16 protein-coding genes are annotated in these 16,957 nt (G+C 57.5%); 5 read left to right on the top strand and 11 right to left on the bottom strand.

Annotated elements, in window-relative coordinates; translation table 11 throughout:
* Positions 1 to 33: 33 nt before the first annotated feature.
* From FPK30_RS02300 to FPK30_RS02290, 3 genes are all read right to left on the bottom strand, one after another.
* Positions 34 to 573: a low molecular weight protein-tyrosine-phosphatase gene (locus FPK30_RS02300; RefSeq protein ID WP_144085098.1), complete on the bottom strand. Its 540-nt coding sequence runs from the start codon at positions 571 to 573 to the stop codon at positions 34 to 36.
* Entirely contained in the window at positions 573 to 1,241 is a 669-nt protein-coding gene (locus FPK30_RS02295; protein ID WP_144085097.1) for a dihydrofolate reductase, read from the bottom strand. Before FPK30_RS02295 ends, FPK30_RS02300 begins: the two co-directional genes overlap by 1 nt.
* Positions 1,242 to 1,330: 89 nt before the next feature.
* Complete coding sequence (locus tag FPK30_RS02290) at positions 1,331 to 2,206, bottom strand: thymidylate synthase (protein WP_144085096.1); 876 nt, start codon at positions 2,204 to 2,206, stop codon at positions 1,331 to 1,333.
* Between the two features lie 143 nt (positions 2,207 to 2,349).
* Between FPK30_RS02290 and FPK30_RS02285 the strand changes: the two genes are divergently transcribed.
* The gene (locus FPK30_RS02285) at positions 2,350 to 2,763 is read left to right on the top strand and encodes an OsmC family protein (protein ID WP_024626723.1); all 414 of its coding nucleotides are present in this window, start codon (positions 2,350 to 2,352) and stop codon (positions 2,761 to 2,763) included.
* Between the two features lie 71 nt (positions 2,764 to 2,834).
* Here the strand turns inward: FPK30_RS02285 and FPK30_RS02280 are convergent, their stop codons facing one another.
* The 4 genes from FPK30_RS02280 to manA form a co-directional block, all read right to left on the bottom strand.
* Positions 2,835 to 3,881: a universal stress protein gene (locus FPK30_RS02280; RefSeq protein WP_101432730.1), complete on the bottom strand. Its 1,047-nt coding sequence runs from the start codon at positions 3,879 to 3,881 to the stop codon at positions 2,835 to 2,837.
* 171 nt (positions 3,882 to 4,052) lie between these two features.
* A complete protein-coding gene (locus tag FPK30_RS02275; protein ID WP_232341825.1) occupies positions 4,053 to 4,766 on the bottom strand; it encodes a C40 family peptidase in 714 nt (237 codons plus the stop codon).
* Between the two features lie 69 nt (positions 4,767 to 4,835).
* Positions 4,836 to 5,744, bottom strand: coding sequence for a CHAP domain-containing protein (locus tag FPK30_RS02270; protein ID WP_144085095.1), 909 nt, complete (start codon positions 5,742 to 5,744; stop codon positions 4,836 to 4,838).
* A gap of 293 nt (positions 5,745 to 6,037) precedes the next feature.
* A complete protein-coding gene (manA, locus tag FPK30_RS02265) occupies positions 6,038 to 7,423 on the bottom strand; it encodes a mannose-6-phosphate isomerase, class I (protein WP_144085094.1) in 1,386 nt (461 codons plus the stop codon).
* 141 nt (positions 7,424 to 7,564) lie between these two features.
* Here manA and FPK30_RS02260 point away from each other — a divergent pair, with 141 nt between their 5' ends.
* The gene (locus FPK30_RS02260; RefSeq protein ID WP_144085093.1) at positions 7,565 to 7,852 is read left to right on the top strand and encodes a DUF2530 domain-containing protein; all 288 of its coding nucleotides are present in this window, start codon (positions 7,565 to 7,567) and stop codon (positions 7,850 to 7,852) included.
* Here the strand turns inward: FPK30_RS02260 and FPK30_RS02255 are convergent.
* Positions 7,785 to 9,035: a sensor histidine kinase gene (locus tag FPK30_RS02255; RefSeq protein ID WP_232341826.1), complete on the bottom strand. Its 1,251-nt coding sequence runs from the start codon at positions 9,033 to 9,035 to the stop codon at positions 7,785 to 7,787. The genes FPK30_RS02260 and FPK30_RS02255 overlap by 68 nt on opposite strands.
* Before the next feature lie 200 nt (positions 9,036 to 9,235).
* On the opposite strand from FPK30_RS02255, the gene phoU reads away from it, so the two are divergent.
* Entirely contained in the window at positions 9,236 to 9,913 is a 678-nt protein-coding gene (phoU, locus tag FPK30_RS02250) for a phosphate signaling complex protein PhoU (protein WP_101432733.1), read from the top strand.
* Positions 9,914 to 10,006: 93 nt separating this feature from the next.
* Here the strand turns inward: phoU and FPK30_RS02245 are convergent, their stop codons facing one another.
* The 3 genes from FPK30_RS02245 to FPK30_RS02235 form a co-directional block, all read right to left on the bottom strand.
* Complete coding sequence (locus FPK30_RS02245) at positions 10,007 to 10,861, bottom strand: carbohydrate ABC transporter permease (protein ID WP_373924680.1); 855 nt, start codon at positions 10,859 to 10,861, stop codon at positions 10,007 to 10,009.
* A 53-nt stretch (positions 10,862 to 10,914) separates the two neighbouring features.
* Complete coding sequence (locus tag FPK30_RS02240; RefSeq protein WP_198189320.1) at positions 10,915 to 11,688, bottom strand: carbohydrate ABC transporter permease; 774 nt, start codon at positions 11,686 to 11,688, stop codon at positions 10,915 to 10,917.
* Positions 11,689 to 11,825: 137 nt separating this feature from the next.
* Positions 11,826 to 13,100, bottom strand: coding sequence for an ABC transporter substrate-binding protein (locus FPK30_RS02235; protein WP_186279323.1), 1,275 nt, complete (start codon positions 13,098 to 13,100; stop codon positions 11,826 to 11,828).
* Between the two features lie 335 nt (positions 13,101 to 13,435).
* Between FPK30_RS02235 and FPK30_RS02230 the strand changes: the two genes are divergently transcribed.
* Complete coding sequence (locus FPK30_RS02230) at positions 13,436 to 14,449, top strand: LacI family DNA-binding transcriptional regulator (RefSeq protein ID WP_144085091.1); 1,014 nt, start codon at positions 13,436 to 13,438, stop codon at positions 14,447 to 14,449.
* 280 nt (positions 14,450 to 14,729) lie between these two features.
* Entirely contained in the window at positions 14,730 to 16,910 is a 2,181-nt protein-coding gene (locus tag FPK30_RS02225; RefSeq protein WP_144085090.1) for a hypothetical protein, read from the top strand.
* The last annotated feature ends 47 nt before the right edge of the window (positions 16,911 to 16,957 follow it).

The raw sequence follows: 16,957 nt of genomic DNA, 5'->3' as shown, positions 1-16,957 counted from the left end.
AGGGGCTTAATTGATATTTCATGCATCTATCGTTCAGGACAGCTGCCTAACCACCCAGTCGACGATGTAGGGCGCCGTGTGCTCGATCTGATCGATGGCCACCTCGAACTCATGGGGGCCGCCATACCAAGGGTCAACCAGGTCGATTTGGCTCTCCCGACCCGGTGCCGGCTTGGGCAGGTCCGGGTCGAAGCTGCGGTACAGGTGAACAGCGGATCGCTTGCCGGAGGGCAGCAGACGGAGAAGGGCTCGCATATGGTCGGCCGTCATGGGCAGCAGCAGGTCGGCATCTTCGGCCTCCTCCCGGGTGATCCGGTGGGCGAAGTGGTCAGCCGGCACCTCATAGCCCCGCTCGCGCAGAACTTTCTGAGCACGTCGATCTATGGGGTTGCCGAACTCCTCGTCACTGACTCCGCTGGATTCCACCCTGACCTGATCCTCATCCAGTCCGCGGTCTTGGAAGAACTTGCGCAGAATGACCTCAGCCATGGGCGACCGGCAGATGTTGCCGGTGCAGACGGTCATGACGTTGTAGGGACCCCGTGAGGCCTTTCCTTCAGAATCCTGGCCCATCAACGCACCTTCCCATAGGTGATGTACCGGAACCGCGGGATGGCAGCCGCCTGGTCTGGTTTGGCAGGGTTCATCCACTGGCTCTCGTCGCGCACCTGCCAGAACCGCTTGCTGACCAGCTCCTCCATATCAGGCACAAAGACATCAGCTGGAGTCCGCAGATCCAGATCCGTCACGTAGGCGGCATCAGCCAGCGGGAAGAAGGTGCTAAAGACCCCTGCGCCGCCGATGACCCAGATTTCGCTGCGATCCATCCCATCGTCGGGAATGGCCTCCTGCCTGGCCAGCTCCAGAGCATCGTCAGCTGCAGATACCACCGTGGCGCCTGGAGCCCGAAACCCTGGATCACTGGACAGAATGATATTGTCCCTCTTGGGCAGGGGCCGCTCCCCCATGGAGACCCAGGTCCGCCTCCCCATGATGACCGGATGGGAGACGGTCAGCTCCTTGAAGTGCCGCATGTCCTCGCTCAGATGCCAGGGCAGTGCGTTGTGGTAACCAATCGCGCCGCGCCGACCGTCAGTGGCCTGCGCCTGCGCCCAGATCATATTGACCGATGAGCGGCGGCCTATCTCTTCTTCCTGATGCCGCCATTCCTCATCACCTAGAAGCCCGGCCTGACCGGGCTCGGGTTCGTGATAGCCGCTTCGACTATTGTCATGCTCCATCTGTTGTGTTCACTCCTCATAGCGAGTAGATATACGAGTACATTCTAATCTGCGGATCCGACGGTGCCCGTATTCCGCTCACCGCACCATCAGACCGCCACAGGGGCCTTGATGGCGGGGTGGCAGTGATAGTCCACCACCTCGAAGTCTTCGTACTGGTAGGAGAAGATGGAATCGGCCTTGCGAATGCGCATGGTCGGATAGGGATAGGGCTTGCGTGACAGCTGCTCCAGAACCTGCTCCACATGGTTGTCGTAGATGTGGCAGTCGCCACCGGTCCAGACGAACTCCCCAGGCTCAAGACCTGCCTGCTGGGCCATCATCAGGGTCAGCAGGGCGTAGGAGGCGATGTTGAAAGGCACCCCCAGGAACATGTCGCAGGAACGCTGATAGAGCTGGCAGCTCAGTTTGCCGTCGGCCACATAGAACTGGAAGAGCGCATGGCAGGGCGGCAGGGCCATGCTGTCAACCTGGGCTGGGTTCCAAGCAGTGACGATCATTCGACGGGAGTCCGGGTGGGTGCGTATCAGATCCAGCACCTTGGCGATCTGATCAATGGTACGATCGGGGTCCTCGGGGGTCGGAGCGGGCCAGCTGCGCCACTGAACTCCATAGACCGGACCCAGATCCCCGGTTTCCGGGTCGGCCCACTCGTCCCAGATGTGCACGCGGTTTTCCTGCAGCCAACGCACATTCTGCGACCCCTTGAGAAACCAAAGCAGCTCGTAGGCGATGCCCCGGAAGTAGACCTTCTTGGTGGTAATCAGCGGGAAGGAATGCGACAGATCGAAGCGCATCTGCTTCCCGAACAGCGATATGGTCCCGGTGCCCGTCCTGTCGGACTTCAGGGTGCCCTCGCGCAGGATGGTGCGCACCAGGTCCTCATAGGGAGTGGGAATGTCCGAGTCTGGACGCTCGGGGATGCGTGTGCGAATACGTTGCAGTTCTTCAGGAGTCAAGGCCATGCGGCCATACTATCAAGTCCTCGGTCAGCTGAGCGCGCCCCGGTGACGAATTGCGCTGTCCGGGTTAGATTGGAGGAGCAGGTCCGGCCACAGGGTCGGATCCGAATGACGCACCCGGGCGGGTGCCGGACAAGGAGGAACAGATGGGCAAGAGACTTTGGGTCGAACGCGACAAGGACGGCACCTGGAACGCCTATGGCGACAATGGGGCTCACATCACCTTCGGCAAGGGCGAGGATCAGTTCAACCCCGGCGATCTGATGAAGATCGCTCTGGCTGCCTGCGGAGCCCTGTCCAGCCAATTCGCCGTGGAGAGCGCCCTGGGCAAGGGCAAGGGGGCGAAAATCGTGGTGGACGGCACCTATGACGCCGACGATGACGCCTACCTGAGCTTCGACGAGCAGGTGGACGTCGATGCCACTTCTGCCAGGCTGGCCCAAGATGATGCCGACAAGCTGGAGGAGCGGGTCCGCCGCCATATAGCCAAGTCCTGCACCGTGGCACACACCTATCAGCGGGAGACCCCGGTCAGGATCTCCGTCAAGGTTCGCCACTGAGCCGGCAACATAGATGAGCGGGGACACCCGAGTTCATGGAACTTCGGGAATCCCCGCTCTTGTCGTTGCCCTTACTCCTTGTGTTCGGGATCGATGGTCGATTCCAGGTCAGCCAGCTGCTCGGGCTTGGCTGAATCCACGGAGATGCGCTCCACGCCGGTAATCTCAGCCACATCCGTGCTTTCCGCCGCCTCTGCTGCGGCCTTGAGCCCGGACTCCTCGGCCTCCACGTACTTGCGCGGCACCACGTAGACCGGGCTGACTGCATGCTGCAGGAGCCCCTGGCTGGTCGACCCCAGCAGAAGCCCTGTGAAGCCGCCGCGACCACGCGAGCCGACCACAACCACATCATGGGTCTTGCTGGCCTGGGTCAGCGCTTCCACAGCCGACCCCGGCACCACCGTCTTGTTGATGCGCAGATTCGGATAGGTCTTCATAAGCGGTGCGATTCGGGTATTGAGGTCATCCAGGTAGGAATCCATGACGCTGCGCTCCTCGGCCGAACCCGTACCGGTCAGTCCGGAAATGTTGGGCACTGCAGACATGACATCCAGCTCGGCATCCCAGCTGTCGGCAAAGGAGGCGGCTATCTGCAGGGCCTTGAGGCCCCACTTGGACTCGTCGGAACCCACGGCGACCCGCTTGATATCGTTGCTCAGATGCATCAGATTGCCGTCGTCGTCAGTGTAGGGAACAACCACGATTGGGCAGTAAGCATAAGCGGGCAGGCTGGAGCTGGTAGTTCCCAGCAGTCGCTCGGCCAAGCCGCCCTTGCCCCGGTTCCCGATGACGATCAGCCGGTAATTGCGGCTCAGCTCCACGAAGACCGAGGAGGGATCTCCCGTAACGATCAGCGTGGCTGCACTGACACCTTGCTCATCGGCAATGGCCTTGGCCTTGGAGAGGATCTCCTGGGCGTCGTTGTGAGCGGCCACGTCGTCACCCATGGTGGTATACGTCGCATCGAAAGAGACGGCCGCGTACGAGGGAAGGGAATAGGCGCAGACGATTTGCAGGGTCAACCCTGCATGCTTAGCGTAGTTGGCGGCCCACCACGCCGCCTTATAGCTGGCGTCCGAGCCATCGACGCCTACCAGAACAGCCTTGTCGTTGCTCATCCGACGACCTCCTTTACACTTGGCGATGACAAACCGACACCGCTCCTTCTGTCAGAATATCGCATGCAGGTCTGATCAATAAGTCTGCCAGGACCAACACGCGAGAAACCTCGACTCTGATATATGCAAAACGCCCCCGTAGGGGCGTTAACGCTGCATAAAACCTATGCCTCAGACCAGACGACGGTAGTTGAAAGTCTGATAGACCGCCTGAACCTTGACACTCTGGCCGGGAGCCGGAGCGTGGATCATGCGTCCGCCGCCGACGTAGATGCCAACATGGCTGCCATCGGGGGCTACCATCAGGTCGCCAGGAGCCGGATCCGTAACCGGCACACCCATCGAACCCTGAGCATCGGCTGTGCGGGGCAGGCCAATGCCGAAGTGGGCAAACACGTACTGGGTAAATCCAGAGCAATCAAAGCCTGTGGCAGGATCTGTTCCTCCCCATACATAGGGAATCCCCTGGAACTGAAGGGCATAGTTGACCACATCTGCACCCGTGCCGGTGGCCGGTACGTCAGCGACTCTACTAGCGGCACCGCTACGAGCAGCAGAGCGGCTGACTTGCGCGGCCTGGCGCTGGCTGGCCGCCGCCTGGGCCTGCTGAGCTCTGGCCTCGGCGTCCTTCTCGGCCTGGGACTTGGTGGCAGGGACGTTCAATGACTCGATACCGCCCCAGCGGCTGTCCTTTTCGACGGTGGTCGCTGTCGATTCGGTCAGCAGGTCGGCACGCACCTTGCTGCCGGGGGTGAATGAACGCGACGAAGTGGCTACGGCCTCACTACCATCACTGGCCTGGGCCACGGCGGGTATACCGATGAAGAGCGTGCCACAGATAGTGGCCGCTGCCATCATGCTCACATACTTGCGTGTTTTTTTCATCGTGCACAATTCTATCACGTGTAGGGAACAACAATGAACTTTGGGGAACACGATCCGCGCAACCAAGGATCAGTAATGGATATAGCGCAGAGCATGCACATTCGTCAGAGTGCGGGAATAGGTCTTCCCGTTCATCACGGCGCCGCACTCGGAGGTGACGATGGAGCCATCAGGATTGATCTTCTCTACAATGGCCACATGGCCGTAAGTGGAGTCCGAACCCTCCTGGCCGGCCTGGAAGACCACAATGTCGCCGACATTGCGCGGCGTGTCATCCACCCAGTAGCCTAAAGTGCGGGCCGAGCCTGACCAGTCCTTGGCATTGCCCATATGGGAGCCCACCGGCAGACCCAGCTGGTGACGACGAACATAGGCCCACCAGGTGCACTGGCTGAACTCGTAGGCGTTGCCCACATCACCCGTGGCATGGTTGGGGTTGAACCCTGCCGGCAGAACCGATCGGTCGGCATCCATCAGCGCTGCCACGGCCGGATTGTTTGCCGAGGATTTGGACATCTGCCCGGCATCGAGCGCCGATTCGCCCAGGTCCCAACTGCCCTCGTTGCGCTGTGAAGCCGTCGGCAAGGGCTGGCGGTAGTCGGAGCGAGAGACCCTTGAACTGTCACTGGCATCAGCGTAGCCGGCGGAGGATGAGGGGGTGACAAGGTTGATCGCGACACTGCCGGCCATAGGCAGGGACCAGTCGCCGCGAGCCTGGTTAACAGCCATTGAGGAAGCGGCCGCACCGACAAGGACAGTTAGGGCCGAACCAGTCATGATATGGGAGCGACGGGCTGAGGCCTTGGCCGCCAAACGGATAGAGCGTCGGGTTCGAGGGGCCACCTCGTTGAGCTTGGCCGCCAAGACATCATCAACGCCCTGAATGCCGGCCTCCCGGGTTGCACCCGTCGATCGGCTGGTCGGCGAACTGCCACCTGCGCCCCGCGTGGCCGAAGCCTTGTGCGCAGCATGCTTCATGTAGAATCACTCCCGTTTATGTTCCGACGCGACTTTCGTGCCGTATCACGGACCATCACAAGGGAACACCATAACGCAAGCGAGAACTCAGGCCAAATGACCTGAATTGTCCACACTGGTGTACTCAAGCATGGCTTCGGTGGCCGCTCATCTTCGACAACCACGGAATACGTTAGGATTATACGGACATAAGGCGGACATGAGCAAACCGGCATGCGTGCAATCCGCCACGGCGTGTCCCCCGGTTTTAAACCCCGCCTGGTCCACCCTGAGCGAACCAGGCTCATACGAGGTCAAACCGGAGTCGAAGCCAGGAGGAAGGACCCGCCAGCTTCGTCGGAATCTTCAGGCATGGTGATGTCGACACGGCCGTCTTGGGAGCGGATGAAGAGAGCCTGTCCTTGATCCAGTACACAGGACTGGTCGGTGGTTGCGCAACGGATTCGCCCGTCAGTACAGACGATGATGCGCGGCCCGCGGCGCGGAATCATCAGGTGACGAGGCCCTAGGCGCTCTATCAGATCCCCGTAACGCTGCTGAAGTCTGTTGAGCAGGGGCCAGGTGGCGCCACCCTCCTCCACATGCCCGTAGACCAGCATGTACTCGTTGATCTTGGGCCGGTAGGTCACCATATTATGCATGATCAGGGTGGCGATCATGGAGCTGGATGGGTCAATAGGGGCCGAGGGCTGGCAGTCCAAACTATGCAGGAGGTTGGGAATGTCCCGATGCTTGGGGGTCATGCCTGCCCTGAGCACGTTGTCGGAGTTGGTCATGATCTCTGCAGCAGTGCCGTGGATGTATGCGTGAGGAGTCCCGGCGGGAATATAGACCGAATCGCCCTCCTCCAGATCCACAGGGTTGAGCATGAGCAGACAGAGCACTGCCGGATCCTCCGGGAAAGCCCGCGCGGCACACAGGGCATGATTCAGTACGGCACCCGCTCGTTTCGAATGTAGCCGCCCAGCTGCAGCCTCCAAGGCTTCTTCCATGCCTCGGGCCGCCTCTGGCTCGGCAGTCACGGCGGCGTGGAAGGCCCGGAAAATACGTCGGCGAGAATCCGGCCAGATTAAAGAGGAGACCGGCATCATGGCATCAGCCGAAGCGAAACGGGCCGGCGGAACGCCCAAGTGGAAGGTGCGGGCGGTCAGCGCCTGGGTCATCAGCTCGGCCAGAGGATGATCCACAGCACGCAAAAGGGTCAGCTGAGTGGAAATGGTCGCGAAGCCTACACAGGCCTGGAAGGGCTCCAAGGCCACCACCATTTCGTTCTTGGCCAGACTGTCGTGAAAGGAGCGCCTCGGATCCTCGTCAGGCACCCCCTGGGCATTCTCACGGTTGAAACCGGCACGAGCCTCGAAATCCAGGGGATGCACCTGCAGGGAGAGAGGAATGCGGGCCGAGATGATCTTGAACAGGTAGGGCAGGGTAGGACCGAAGAGGCGAGAGTCGCGCTCTCCCAGCATGGCCATGGGATTGCGGCGAATGGCCTCGGTCAACGGCATGAGTGACCCGTCGGGCAGGGTCAGGGGCGAGGGGGATTCGGTATGCCCGCTGAACCACATCTCCGCCAGGGTATCCTCCTGGCCTTCGACTGACTCATGCAAATGGAACATGCGCTGCAGTCGGTCATGCGAGCCCCAGGCGTAGTGCTTCTCCACAGCTTGGATCGGATACACGCACTCCCCTTTCCACGGGAAATCCCTCCATGGGCCGGTGCATACGAACCCACCAATCCCCGTCATGATAGGACATGGGCCGAGGCCTGGGCAAGGCGATAGGGGTCGCCGCATGTCATTGCGAACGGTACAGTGGGGGGTATGAAGCTGGCTCCCATTTTCGATCCGGACGCCCGCAGGCCATCGCCGCGGCCCGTGCAGGTGGATCTGCGACGCATCTTTTTGTTCGGCACAGGAGCCTGGATTCTAGCGCTGGCCGTAGTGGGCATCCTAGCGCTGACCGGAATGACGGTCATCAAGCCCCTTATCGTCTGCCTTTCCGGGGTTGGCGTGGGCATCCTGCTGATGATCTGGGAGCACTTTAATCGCTGGGATTATCGCCGTCTGGCCCAGCAACCGGACCCTGAGCCAGAGGAAGCATCAGCGTAAATGTGCTCCCCTCTCCCGGCGCGCTCCAGACTGTGACCGACCCATGGTGGGTCAGGGCCACATGCTTGACGATGGCCAGCCCCAGGCCGATGCCCACTGCAGTCTGCTCATTCTGATTGTCCGCACGGTAGAAGCGTTCGAAAATCCTGCCTTGGTCCGCCTTGGATATGCCTTGGCCGTGGTCGACCACCCTGATGATCCCGTAGTGCCCGTCCTTGGAGGCCTGCGCCACCAAGGAGACAGTCGAGCCCGAAGGTGAATAGGATATAGCATTCTCCACCAGCTTGGCCAAAGCCACTCTGATCTGCTGCCCGTCGCCATGAATCGTCAGTGGTTGGTCGCATCGCCACCGTAGTGTCACATGGGCCTGATCAGCTCCATCCTGCTCATCCTGCACCACTGTCCTTATCTGCTCAGCCACGTCAAGCACGTTCTCTCTGCTGGGTTTGATCCGCTCCTGAGCACGGATCAGCAGAAGAAGATCCTTGAGCACATGCCCCAGATAGGCACTGTACCGCTGGACCGAGGAGGCATCCTTGGAGACGCTGCGCAGGTGGCTGCGTAGCAGATCCGGGTCATCCTCCTCCAAATGCGAGGTGGTTTTCAGTTGCGCCGCAAGCTCCTCAAGGGCCTGAACCGGCTTGAGCATCTGCTCGGATACATTGGTCATGAAGGCATCCCTGGTCCGAACGAACCTGACCGAATCGCTCACGTCATCGATGAGCACCACGACCAGGGACTTGTCGATACGTCCCAGGGTGACCTTGAGCCAGTTCCTTCTGGATACCGCCTGGGCCTGAACATGGGTCGCATCCCCAGGATCCTCAATCTCGTCAACATCCCAATCATCGGATTCCCGGCTCTCGGCTGCGGCATCCAGAGCGAATTCCGTAGGCGTTCGCGTGGTCAGATTGAAGGTGCGTCGACCGCCCGAACGGCGTACCTGCGCAATGGCCTCGATGATCTTCGGATCAGCAATCTCATCGTTGCTGACGATTCCCAGCCTGTATGCATCCGGACTTGAGCGAACAACCTCGTCATCGCCATCGACCACAACCGTGGCGGCAGGAATGAGCGCCAGCAGAGCCTGGGTCGAGCCCTCCAATGCCCCACCATCGGCCTGTTCACCATCCGTACTCCGGTTGCCCACAAGACTGCATAGGCGGTCCATGAACCGTCCCATAAGGACTTCCCTCCAGTCCGGCGCCGACCCCGGACGTGCGACATCAACCAAGTCTCATCGGCAGTTCCGGCTTTATTCTCGCATATCCGACTTCGATTGCCGCTCCCATGGCCCGACATTCTTCAGGACTGGCTTTTTCTTGCCATCCTGGTCACATAGACTGGAGCCGTATCGTTGACCGAGGCCGAAAGGGAAGAACAATGCGCGTGATTTTCAACGAGGAACTGGGGCTGGTGGCCGACGATCTGGATCGGATGGTTGCCAAGGTTCGCGATGCCATCAAAAAAGCCGGGCGATCCCTGATGGACTGCGACGTGGATACGGCCCAGGAGGTCATCGACGGGGATGCCGATATAGACAACCTGCAGGCCAGCATCATCGATCAATGCATCAGGCTCCTGGCTAAGCAGAGCCCTGTGGCCACTGATCTGCGGGTAGTGGTCTCCACGCTGAGCCTGTCAGCCACCTTTGAGCGCATGGGAGACCTGGCCAGGCACATCGCCGAGACTGCAAGGCGCTCCTACCCCGAACCGACCCTGCCCGACGAGGTCATTCCCCTGTTCAAGCAGATGCAGGACTTTCTTGACGTCATGGCTGACCGTCTGGTTGACATGCTCTCCGACAGGGACACGACTATAGCCGAGCAGATCATCGTCAGCGATGACCAGATGGACAAGCTCCATCAGAAAACTTTCAGCTATGCCCTCTCAGACGACTGGAAGGGGAGCAGGCAGCAGCTGATCGACCTGGTCCTGGTGGCACGGTTCATGGAACGTCTGGGAGACCACGGCGTCTCGGCGGCCCGGCGTGTGGTCTACATCGTGTCGGGCTTCGACCCCTCTAAGGATCCCAAGGATCTCGACCTCGATCTGGACTGAATGAACAACAAAGGAACGACCTACTGCCTGTCAGTTCATCGGGTGGCGGGCCGTTCCTTTTGTATGTTCGAGTGGTGTCGGACCCAAACTTGTTTATTTTACAGAGCCGCGCACCACTCCGGAGATGACCCACCGCTGAGAGAATATATAAACGATCAGCAAGGGAGCCATAGCCATCAGGTAGGAAGCGAAGGCCACCGTGTAATTGGTGTTGTATTGCCCCTGAAATACATACTGAGCTAATGGCAGGGTCCTAGCACCAGGATCCGTAAGTACCACCAGCGGCATGATGAAGTCGTTCCATGCCCATACGCAGGTCAGAATTCCCACGGTTGCATTCATCGGCATGAGAAGCGGAAAAATAATCTGCCAGAACACCCTCCAGGTCGATGCCCCATCAACCCGTGCAGCCTCTTCCAATTCCATGGGAATGGAATGCAGGTAAGTCGTATACAGAAAGATGTTCATCGAGAACCCGTATAGCGTATACAGCACAATCAGACCTGCCTGGTTATCAAGACCAAGCAATCCCGTTTCCTTGACGACCGGGAGCATCACAATAGGGAACGGGATGAACATGGCTGCCAAGAAGTAGTAGTAAGCGATCTTAAAGAAGGGCCTGTGCATATTCCGGGCTAGTGCATAGGCCAAGACCGAACTGGTCAGCAGCGTCAGCACAACTGAACACACCGTGATCATGGCCGTGTTCATAAGCGCTCTGGGGAAATTGGTCCGTGCCCAGGCCTCTGCAAAATTGCCCCAATGCACTGGATTGGGCCATTCAAAGCCTGTCCCCTTAGCCAGCTGTTCAGGACTCTTCAGCGCGACCGCCACTGCAAAATACAGCGGTACAAGAACAGTCAATGAGCATACTGCCACCAGGGCTGTCAACCACCAATTGACCCTATGGAGACGCCGTCCATGACCGTGTTGTGTATGTGGATTCATGCCTGAAGACTTTGCCGGAATGGCATTCATAACTTGACTTGAGGTCATGGCGCTTAATCCTCCTTCGGATTAAGGTAACGAAGCTGTATAACTGAAAGAGCCGTGATGATCAGGAAGAGAATGGCTGCATCAGCAGACTGGTAGGCGAATTCGCCGCCTGTGAATCCACCTTGATAAATCTGCAGAGTCACCGATTCAGTAGCCATCCCTGGTCCTCCATCGGTCAAGGCGACTATCTGATCGAATGCCTGCATGAAGTTCTTGATATTGAGCACCACATTTATGGTCACGTAGCCCATGATCAGAGGCAATGTAATGGACTTGAACGCCTTAAATCCTGTGGCCCCATCGAGCGAAGCCGCCTCATAGATATCGGCAGGAATGGTCTGCAGACCTGCCAGGTAGATGATGATCGCAAAAGCGCAAGCCTGCCATACCGTCACGATAACGATAGGCACCCAGGCCCAGTGCTCATTGGTCAGGATGTTATCCCTGAGCAGAGGAACTGCTGAGAAGATCTTCGGCACTGACTTGGAAAAGAAGAATTGGAAGACATATCCGATGATCAGCATGGACAGCACGTAGGGAATGAAAAAGATGCCCCTGAACAGATTTCTAGCCTTGATCCTGGCATTCAGGGCCAGGGCAATCGCCAAGGAAATGACATTGGTCAGGATCGTAGCCACCAGTGAAAAGAAAATGGTGAACAAATACGAGTGGAGAACCCTGTCATCCCCAAAGAGATTGACGTAGTTCGACAGGCCTACCATGTGCCATTTTCCGTAACCGGCATAGTTGGTGAAGCTGAAGAAGATGCCGGCCAGCATGGGGATGGTGTGGAAGATGGCGAAAAGGATGATAAAAGGCCATACCATCCAGTAATAAGTAGCCTCAGCAAATCGACGATGCCGGTGAGTGTCTGTGGCCACTGTCGTCTGTGTCATAGTCATGCGTTTGCCTCCGATCACTCGATGGTCCTGGCCGCGACCTTGCCCCACTCTTTGTCGAGTGTGGTGAGGGCCGAATCCAGGTCGCCGTCCAGCATGGCTTTGTTCAATATCGGGTTGTAGCTGATACTGGAGGGTATCTGGTGATCCGCATATCCCTGGATCCTGCCAGAATCTATCCAGTATTTGGCCGGCTTCATGGCCGGATTCTCGTCCACGGGGATCGACGAGAGTGAGGGAATAAGCTGTTGTGACTTGACGAAACGACGCTGAACTTCGTCCGAGTACAGATAGTTGATAAAGGCCATGGATTCCTTCTCATGCTTGGGATGCGCACCCATGGTGATCGCCACATCTCCGCCTGATACGAGAATGGCCTTGTCGGCCTTGTCCGTGGGATAAGGGAAGAAGCCTATATGCATCTTCGGATTGATCTGCAGGACCGGCGCCATTGACCAGTTCCCTGCCAGGAGCATGGCTCCCTCACCACGAGCGAAGGCTGAAGTTCCGTCCTCGTAAGTCATGGTTCTCACGTCTTTGGTCGAATGCTGGTAAATCCAATAGAGCCGTTCCATCAGAGGTTTGAAGTTTTTCTGGAAGGAAACGGGCGAATCCGGCCCTACCTTTTTGCCCTCGGTACGCATTTTGTCCCAGAACCCGTCGTTGTCATAGTAGGGAGCCAGACCGTCGAAAGGCGTTGAAACGCGATTGGGGTCGCCCAGTGTTCCGATAAATGGAGCAACGCCGTCGGCTTCCAGAGCGGCAGCTGCCTGCTCAAGATCCTTCCAGGTCTTAGGCACCTTGATGCCATGCTGCTTGAACAGATCGATGTTATACGTGATACCGCATACGTTGCCGGCATAAGGCACGATATTGATCTGTTGGCCATCTCGACCCAGTCCATTGATCACGGATTGCATGACCGGGCGGATCCTATGGCTTATCGACGTGTTGCTGAAATCATAAAATACCCCGGCCTTGGCCATCTTGCCCATGCTTCCATTAGGATTCAGCGCTATAACATCAGGCGTGCGATCCTTGACTAGAAGAGCCCTCAGGGCTGTGTCGGCTGAAGAGACCTGGTTCTGCACCACTTTGATGTTCGGATGCAGTCGCTCAAAGTCCGCGATAATCCTGGTGTAGTCTTCTACTGCTTCTGGTTTGGTTTGGAAGAAGCTGAGCGTCGTCACATTGGCGCCTCCGGATCCACCGCATGCCGACAGAGGTGCCAGAGCCACGGCAGTAAGAGCTGCCGCGAGCACGCGCACCAATGTGTTCTTCGTCATCTTCATTGACGTTTCTCCTCTGCCCCGTTCGAACCGCCGCGCTGCCATAAGACGGCTCGACCTGTGGTTAGACCAGTCGAAATGGAACATACAGAAACCATCATTGGCATTCCGACCAGCTGATGTAAACGTTAGCACGCCGGTTATCGCTCTGCAAGTTCTTTGGTAGCCCAGCTATTCAGCAATTTTCGGTATGTCAGGGCTAATCCAGACTTGTGAACCCCGTTTAAAAACACATCTCTCTTGCAAAGAATAAGTATGAGATGTATACGTATCCATGATTTGAGCAGCCGTGATAAGATTTTGCAGGCAAAAGCCCTAGGGAAAAACAGGAGGGCATTGTGGGCGCATCCATTCAAGACGTAGCAGATCGTGCCGGGGTTTCAATAGCCACGGTATCCCGTACTTTTACCCTCCCCGACAAGGTTCTCCCGCAAACCAGGGAAAAAGTCCTCAAAGTCGCACAGGACTTGGACTACACCATTTCACGATCTGCTTCAGCATTGAAATCGGGCAAGTCGGCACGAATCGCCTTCCTGACTGGCGGAGAATTGGACTCCTGGTATGACTCGCACGTTCTGGCTGGCCTCAATTCCGTCCTCCATGACGCAGGGTATGACATCGCTCTATACGCTGTTTCAGATGAGCAGGAACGCCATGCCTTCTTTTCGGACATGTCTATCAAACGCAATGCTGATGCTGTGCTTGTGGTCTCCTTTCAAATACCCTACACTGAGGCCGACAAATTAGCCACGACAGGCATCCCGCTTATCGGGATCAACACCGAACCGATTCCGGAATTTTCGGCAACCGTAGGCATAGACGAGACCAGCTGCATGGGATTGATCATCAATCATCTGGTCAACCTCGGGCATCGTAAAATCGCCTACGTCTGCTTGGACCCAGAGACTGAACATTTCAAATGGAATGGTCGGGCGCGTCTGCAAGCATTCCGTTCGATCTGCTCCCAACTAGGGGATCAGGTCAGTCCGACAGTCGTATATGCACCCAAAGACGATACTCGAGCAGACTTCGCCTTATCCCAGTTGGCCAGGTTGGACCAGTACCCGACAGCTGTCATCTGCATGAATGACGAATATGCCCTTCCTCTGCTTTTCTGCATGCAGCGCTCGGGATACACAATTCCCCGAGACGTATCGGTTGCAGGTTTCGACGATTCGACATATGCCCGTGAAATCGGGCTCACCACTATTCATCAGGATCCCTACGAGATGGGAAAGTCAGCCGCTCAGACGCTGCTGAATTTGCTGGAAGGCGAGAACCCTGAAAAGAACATGCAAATTCAGCCATCCTTTCTGGCTGTTCGCAGCACAACCGCCCCTCCGGAGCGCTGACTCTCCGCTAACTTGCCAAGGGGCAGGATTTAGTCCCCGCAATCCGGCGCCAGCTTCAGTACTTAATGGGCGAACTTGCCAAGATCTCTTTGTCCTTTGTTGATGTATACGTTATCATGTGCTTGGAAGCATGGATGTAGCCATGTGGACTCCATGACCATGGATGGGCCCTCGAGCGTGCTAATGAAGCGATACCCGCGTCCCACAGACTTGCTGAAAGGAGCAGTTGATGCCGTTGCCAACCTCGGATCAACAAGAAACCAAAACAGAGAACACCTTCATGGGTTTCAATACAAAAGGTGCCGCTGGCAATCGTGCAAGCTTGTTCGCCGCCGCAGGGCTCGAATGGCCTGACGACATGGTCATGGAATACGACCTGGGCAGATACACTGATTATCCTTTCAGCGTCGACATCTCCAACAATCGCCTTCTGGCTGCCCTGGACAGGACTGGACAGGTGCGACGCGCGGTTGTTGCAGTAGGACGCCAGGACATGCGAGGCAAGACCATTCCTGGTGTCTATGTGTACAAGAAGCTGGCCTTCTGCCAAGGGCACATTGGAATGCAGATCGATTGCATGAACCGTCAATGTCTATCGCCGGCGCTTAGCTTCATAGACGAACTCATACCTGTCTTCGATGCCTCGATAGGTGATCTGCACAGCCAGACCATCGTCTTCGCGCCCCAGGAAGGTGCCAGCAGACCCTTGTGCCTGATTCAGCTTTGTCAGCTTACCAATAGGGGGACGACGCCTTTAGACGTAAATGTATCTATGCTGTCGTCAACGCAGGGCAAGGATGGTGCGGAACTGTTACCCTTGAAATACAATCTTCTGGGCGAATCGGACAGTCCTGTCGCGCACGACACCTGCAAGGCCATGCTCCGGCTTGCTCCAGGAGAAAGTCGGAGCGTGGCCAGTGTCTTCGATTTTTCGGAGCAAGAGGATAACCTGCATACATTCGACTCCATTCAGGAATGCCGGAAAGCTCTGAACGTTACCTTGAAAGCCCGTAAGGGCAGCCTGGGCAAGGTACAGATTCCGGAAGACCCATGGTACGGTGAACTCATCACCCGGTCGGCGGAACTAGCCCGACAAAGTCTTCTTCTGCTGGCAGACGGCAAAGCAGCTGGCTCATTCTGGGGATCCAACGCCAACCCGCTCCCCGACGTATGGATCAGAGACTTCGGCTACTGTGCCATGGGTCTGGTCGACAGCAACCCTGACCTGGCCAATCCCATGATCGAATTCCTCGCGCAGTATGGCATTCCCGACCATGCTTGGGAACGCGAGTCCAGAATGCATCCCGAAGCCAGCGGATTCGAACATTCCTTGGGCAATTCCTGCCTCGCTGCAGTTCTGGCTTCCATGTTGGTTCACCGGCATGGCCGCAAGGCGTTCACTGCAGACCAAAGGACATTCACTCAGTACGTCCGTAGGCTGGCCGCAGATCTTATCGCCGAACGACCTGAGCAAGGTCAACTGTATGAGACCCTTTACATTTCTGACGGACCGTCACGTGGCGACTACCACACCGGGTCCAACATACTGGCCTGGAAGGCCGCCAAGGTCATGGCTGAGGACTTCTCGGATCTCTTGGATACCGGTCAGGCAGAACAGCTGGAACAGATAGCCGAGGAACTTCATCAGTCACTTAACGAGAAATGCGTCCGCAGCATTGATGGCAGCCCCATGTACGTGGAAGGGGCCAACAGGGATGGGAGCATCATCGGCGTCCATGACGGAGAGGAAAGCGACCTGACCATGGCCTCCGTTTACGGATTCACCAGCCGTGACGACGAGCGCATACGCAACCATGCCAGATGGGCCCACAGCACCAGAGACCCGTATTATGCCCCGATTACGGGCGGAATCGACTTCTGGGACTTTGACGACAGCAACGGAATTACCTATCCCGGCCAGATCCATGGCCTCTGCAGGGCGAATACCCGAGAAGAACTTAGCGATGCCCTGCTTGAGCTGCGCAGAACCACCGATCTGGATGGATCCTTCTGGTGGTGGCCCTTCGAGCATGCTGAGCAAGAACCCACCAAGGTCAAACGTGGCCTGGGCAAGTGCGGCTGGTGCGCGGGTGAATTCGTCAGTTTCTTCCTGCACGACATCATGGGAGTCGAGCGCGACCAGGAAACCCGCAGCATCAGAATCGCTCCTTACACACCCTGGCGCCACTTTAGCTGGAAGGACCTGGCCTTCTGCGGCGGCCAGGTCGATTTCGAGCAAGAAGACAACACGCTTCTCTTCACAAATAGAACCGATGAACCCCTGCATGTCTATTTGCAAATTGCCATGCAACCGAACACCATGCTGGAAGATGTCACGCTCAACGGTCAGAGCAGACGATACCAAGCCAGCGTCGTCCATCTGCACGATGGCTCCGCAGTCGGCGTGGAAGAGCAAGTCGAACCTAGGCAAAGTGTCGCTTTGACCATCAGAACCAGATAGGCACCCGCCAGCATCAGGAATGCAAACAGGTGGTGCCTTCCACAAGA

It is taken from the genome of Bifidobacterium apousia (assembly GCF_007559275.1).
Taxonomy (GTDB): domain Bacteria; phylum Actinomycetota; class Actinomycetes; order Actinomycetales; family Bifidobacteriaceae; genus Bombiscardovia; species Bombiscardovia apousia.
The sequence above is the reverse complement of the archived record's forward strand: the minus strand, read 5'-3'. Positions and strand labels throughout refer to the sequence as shown.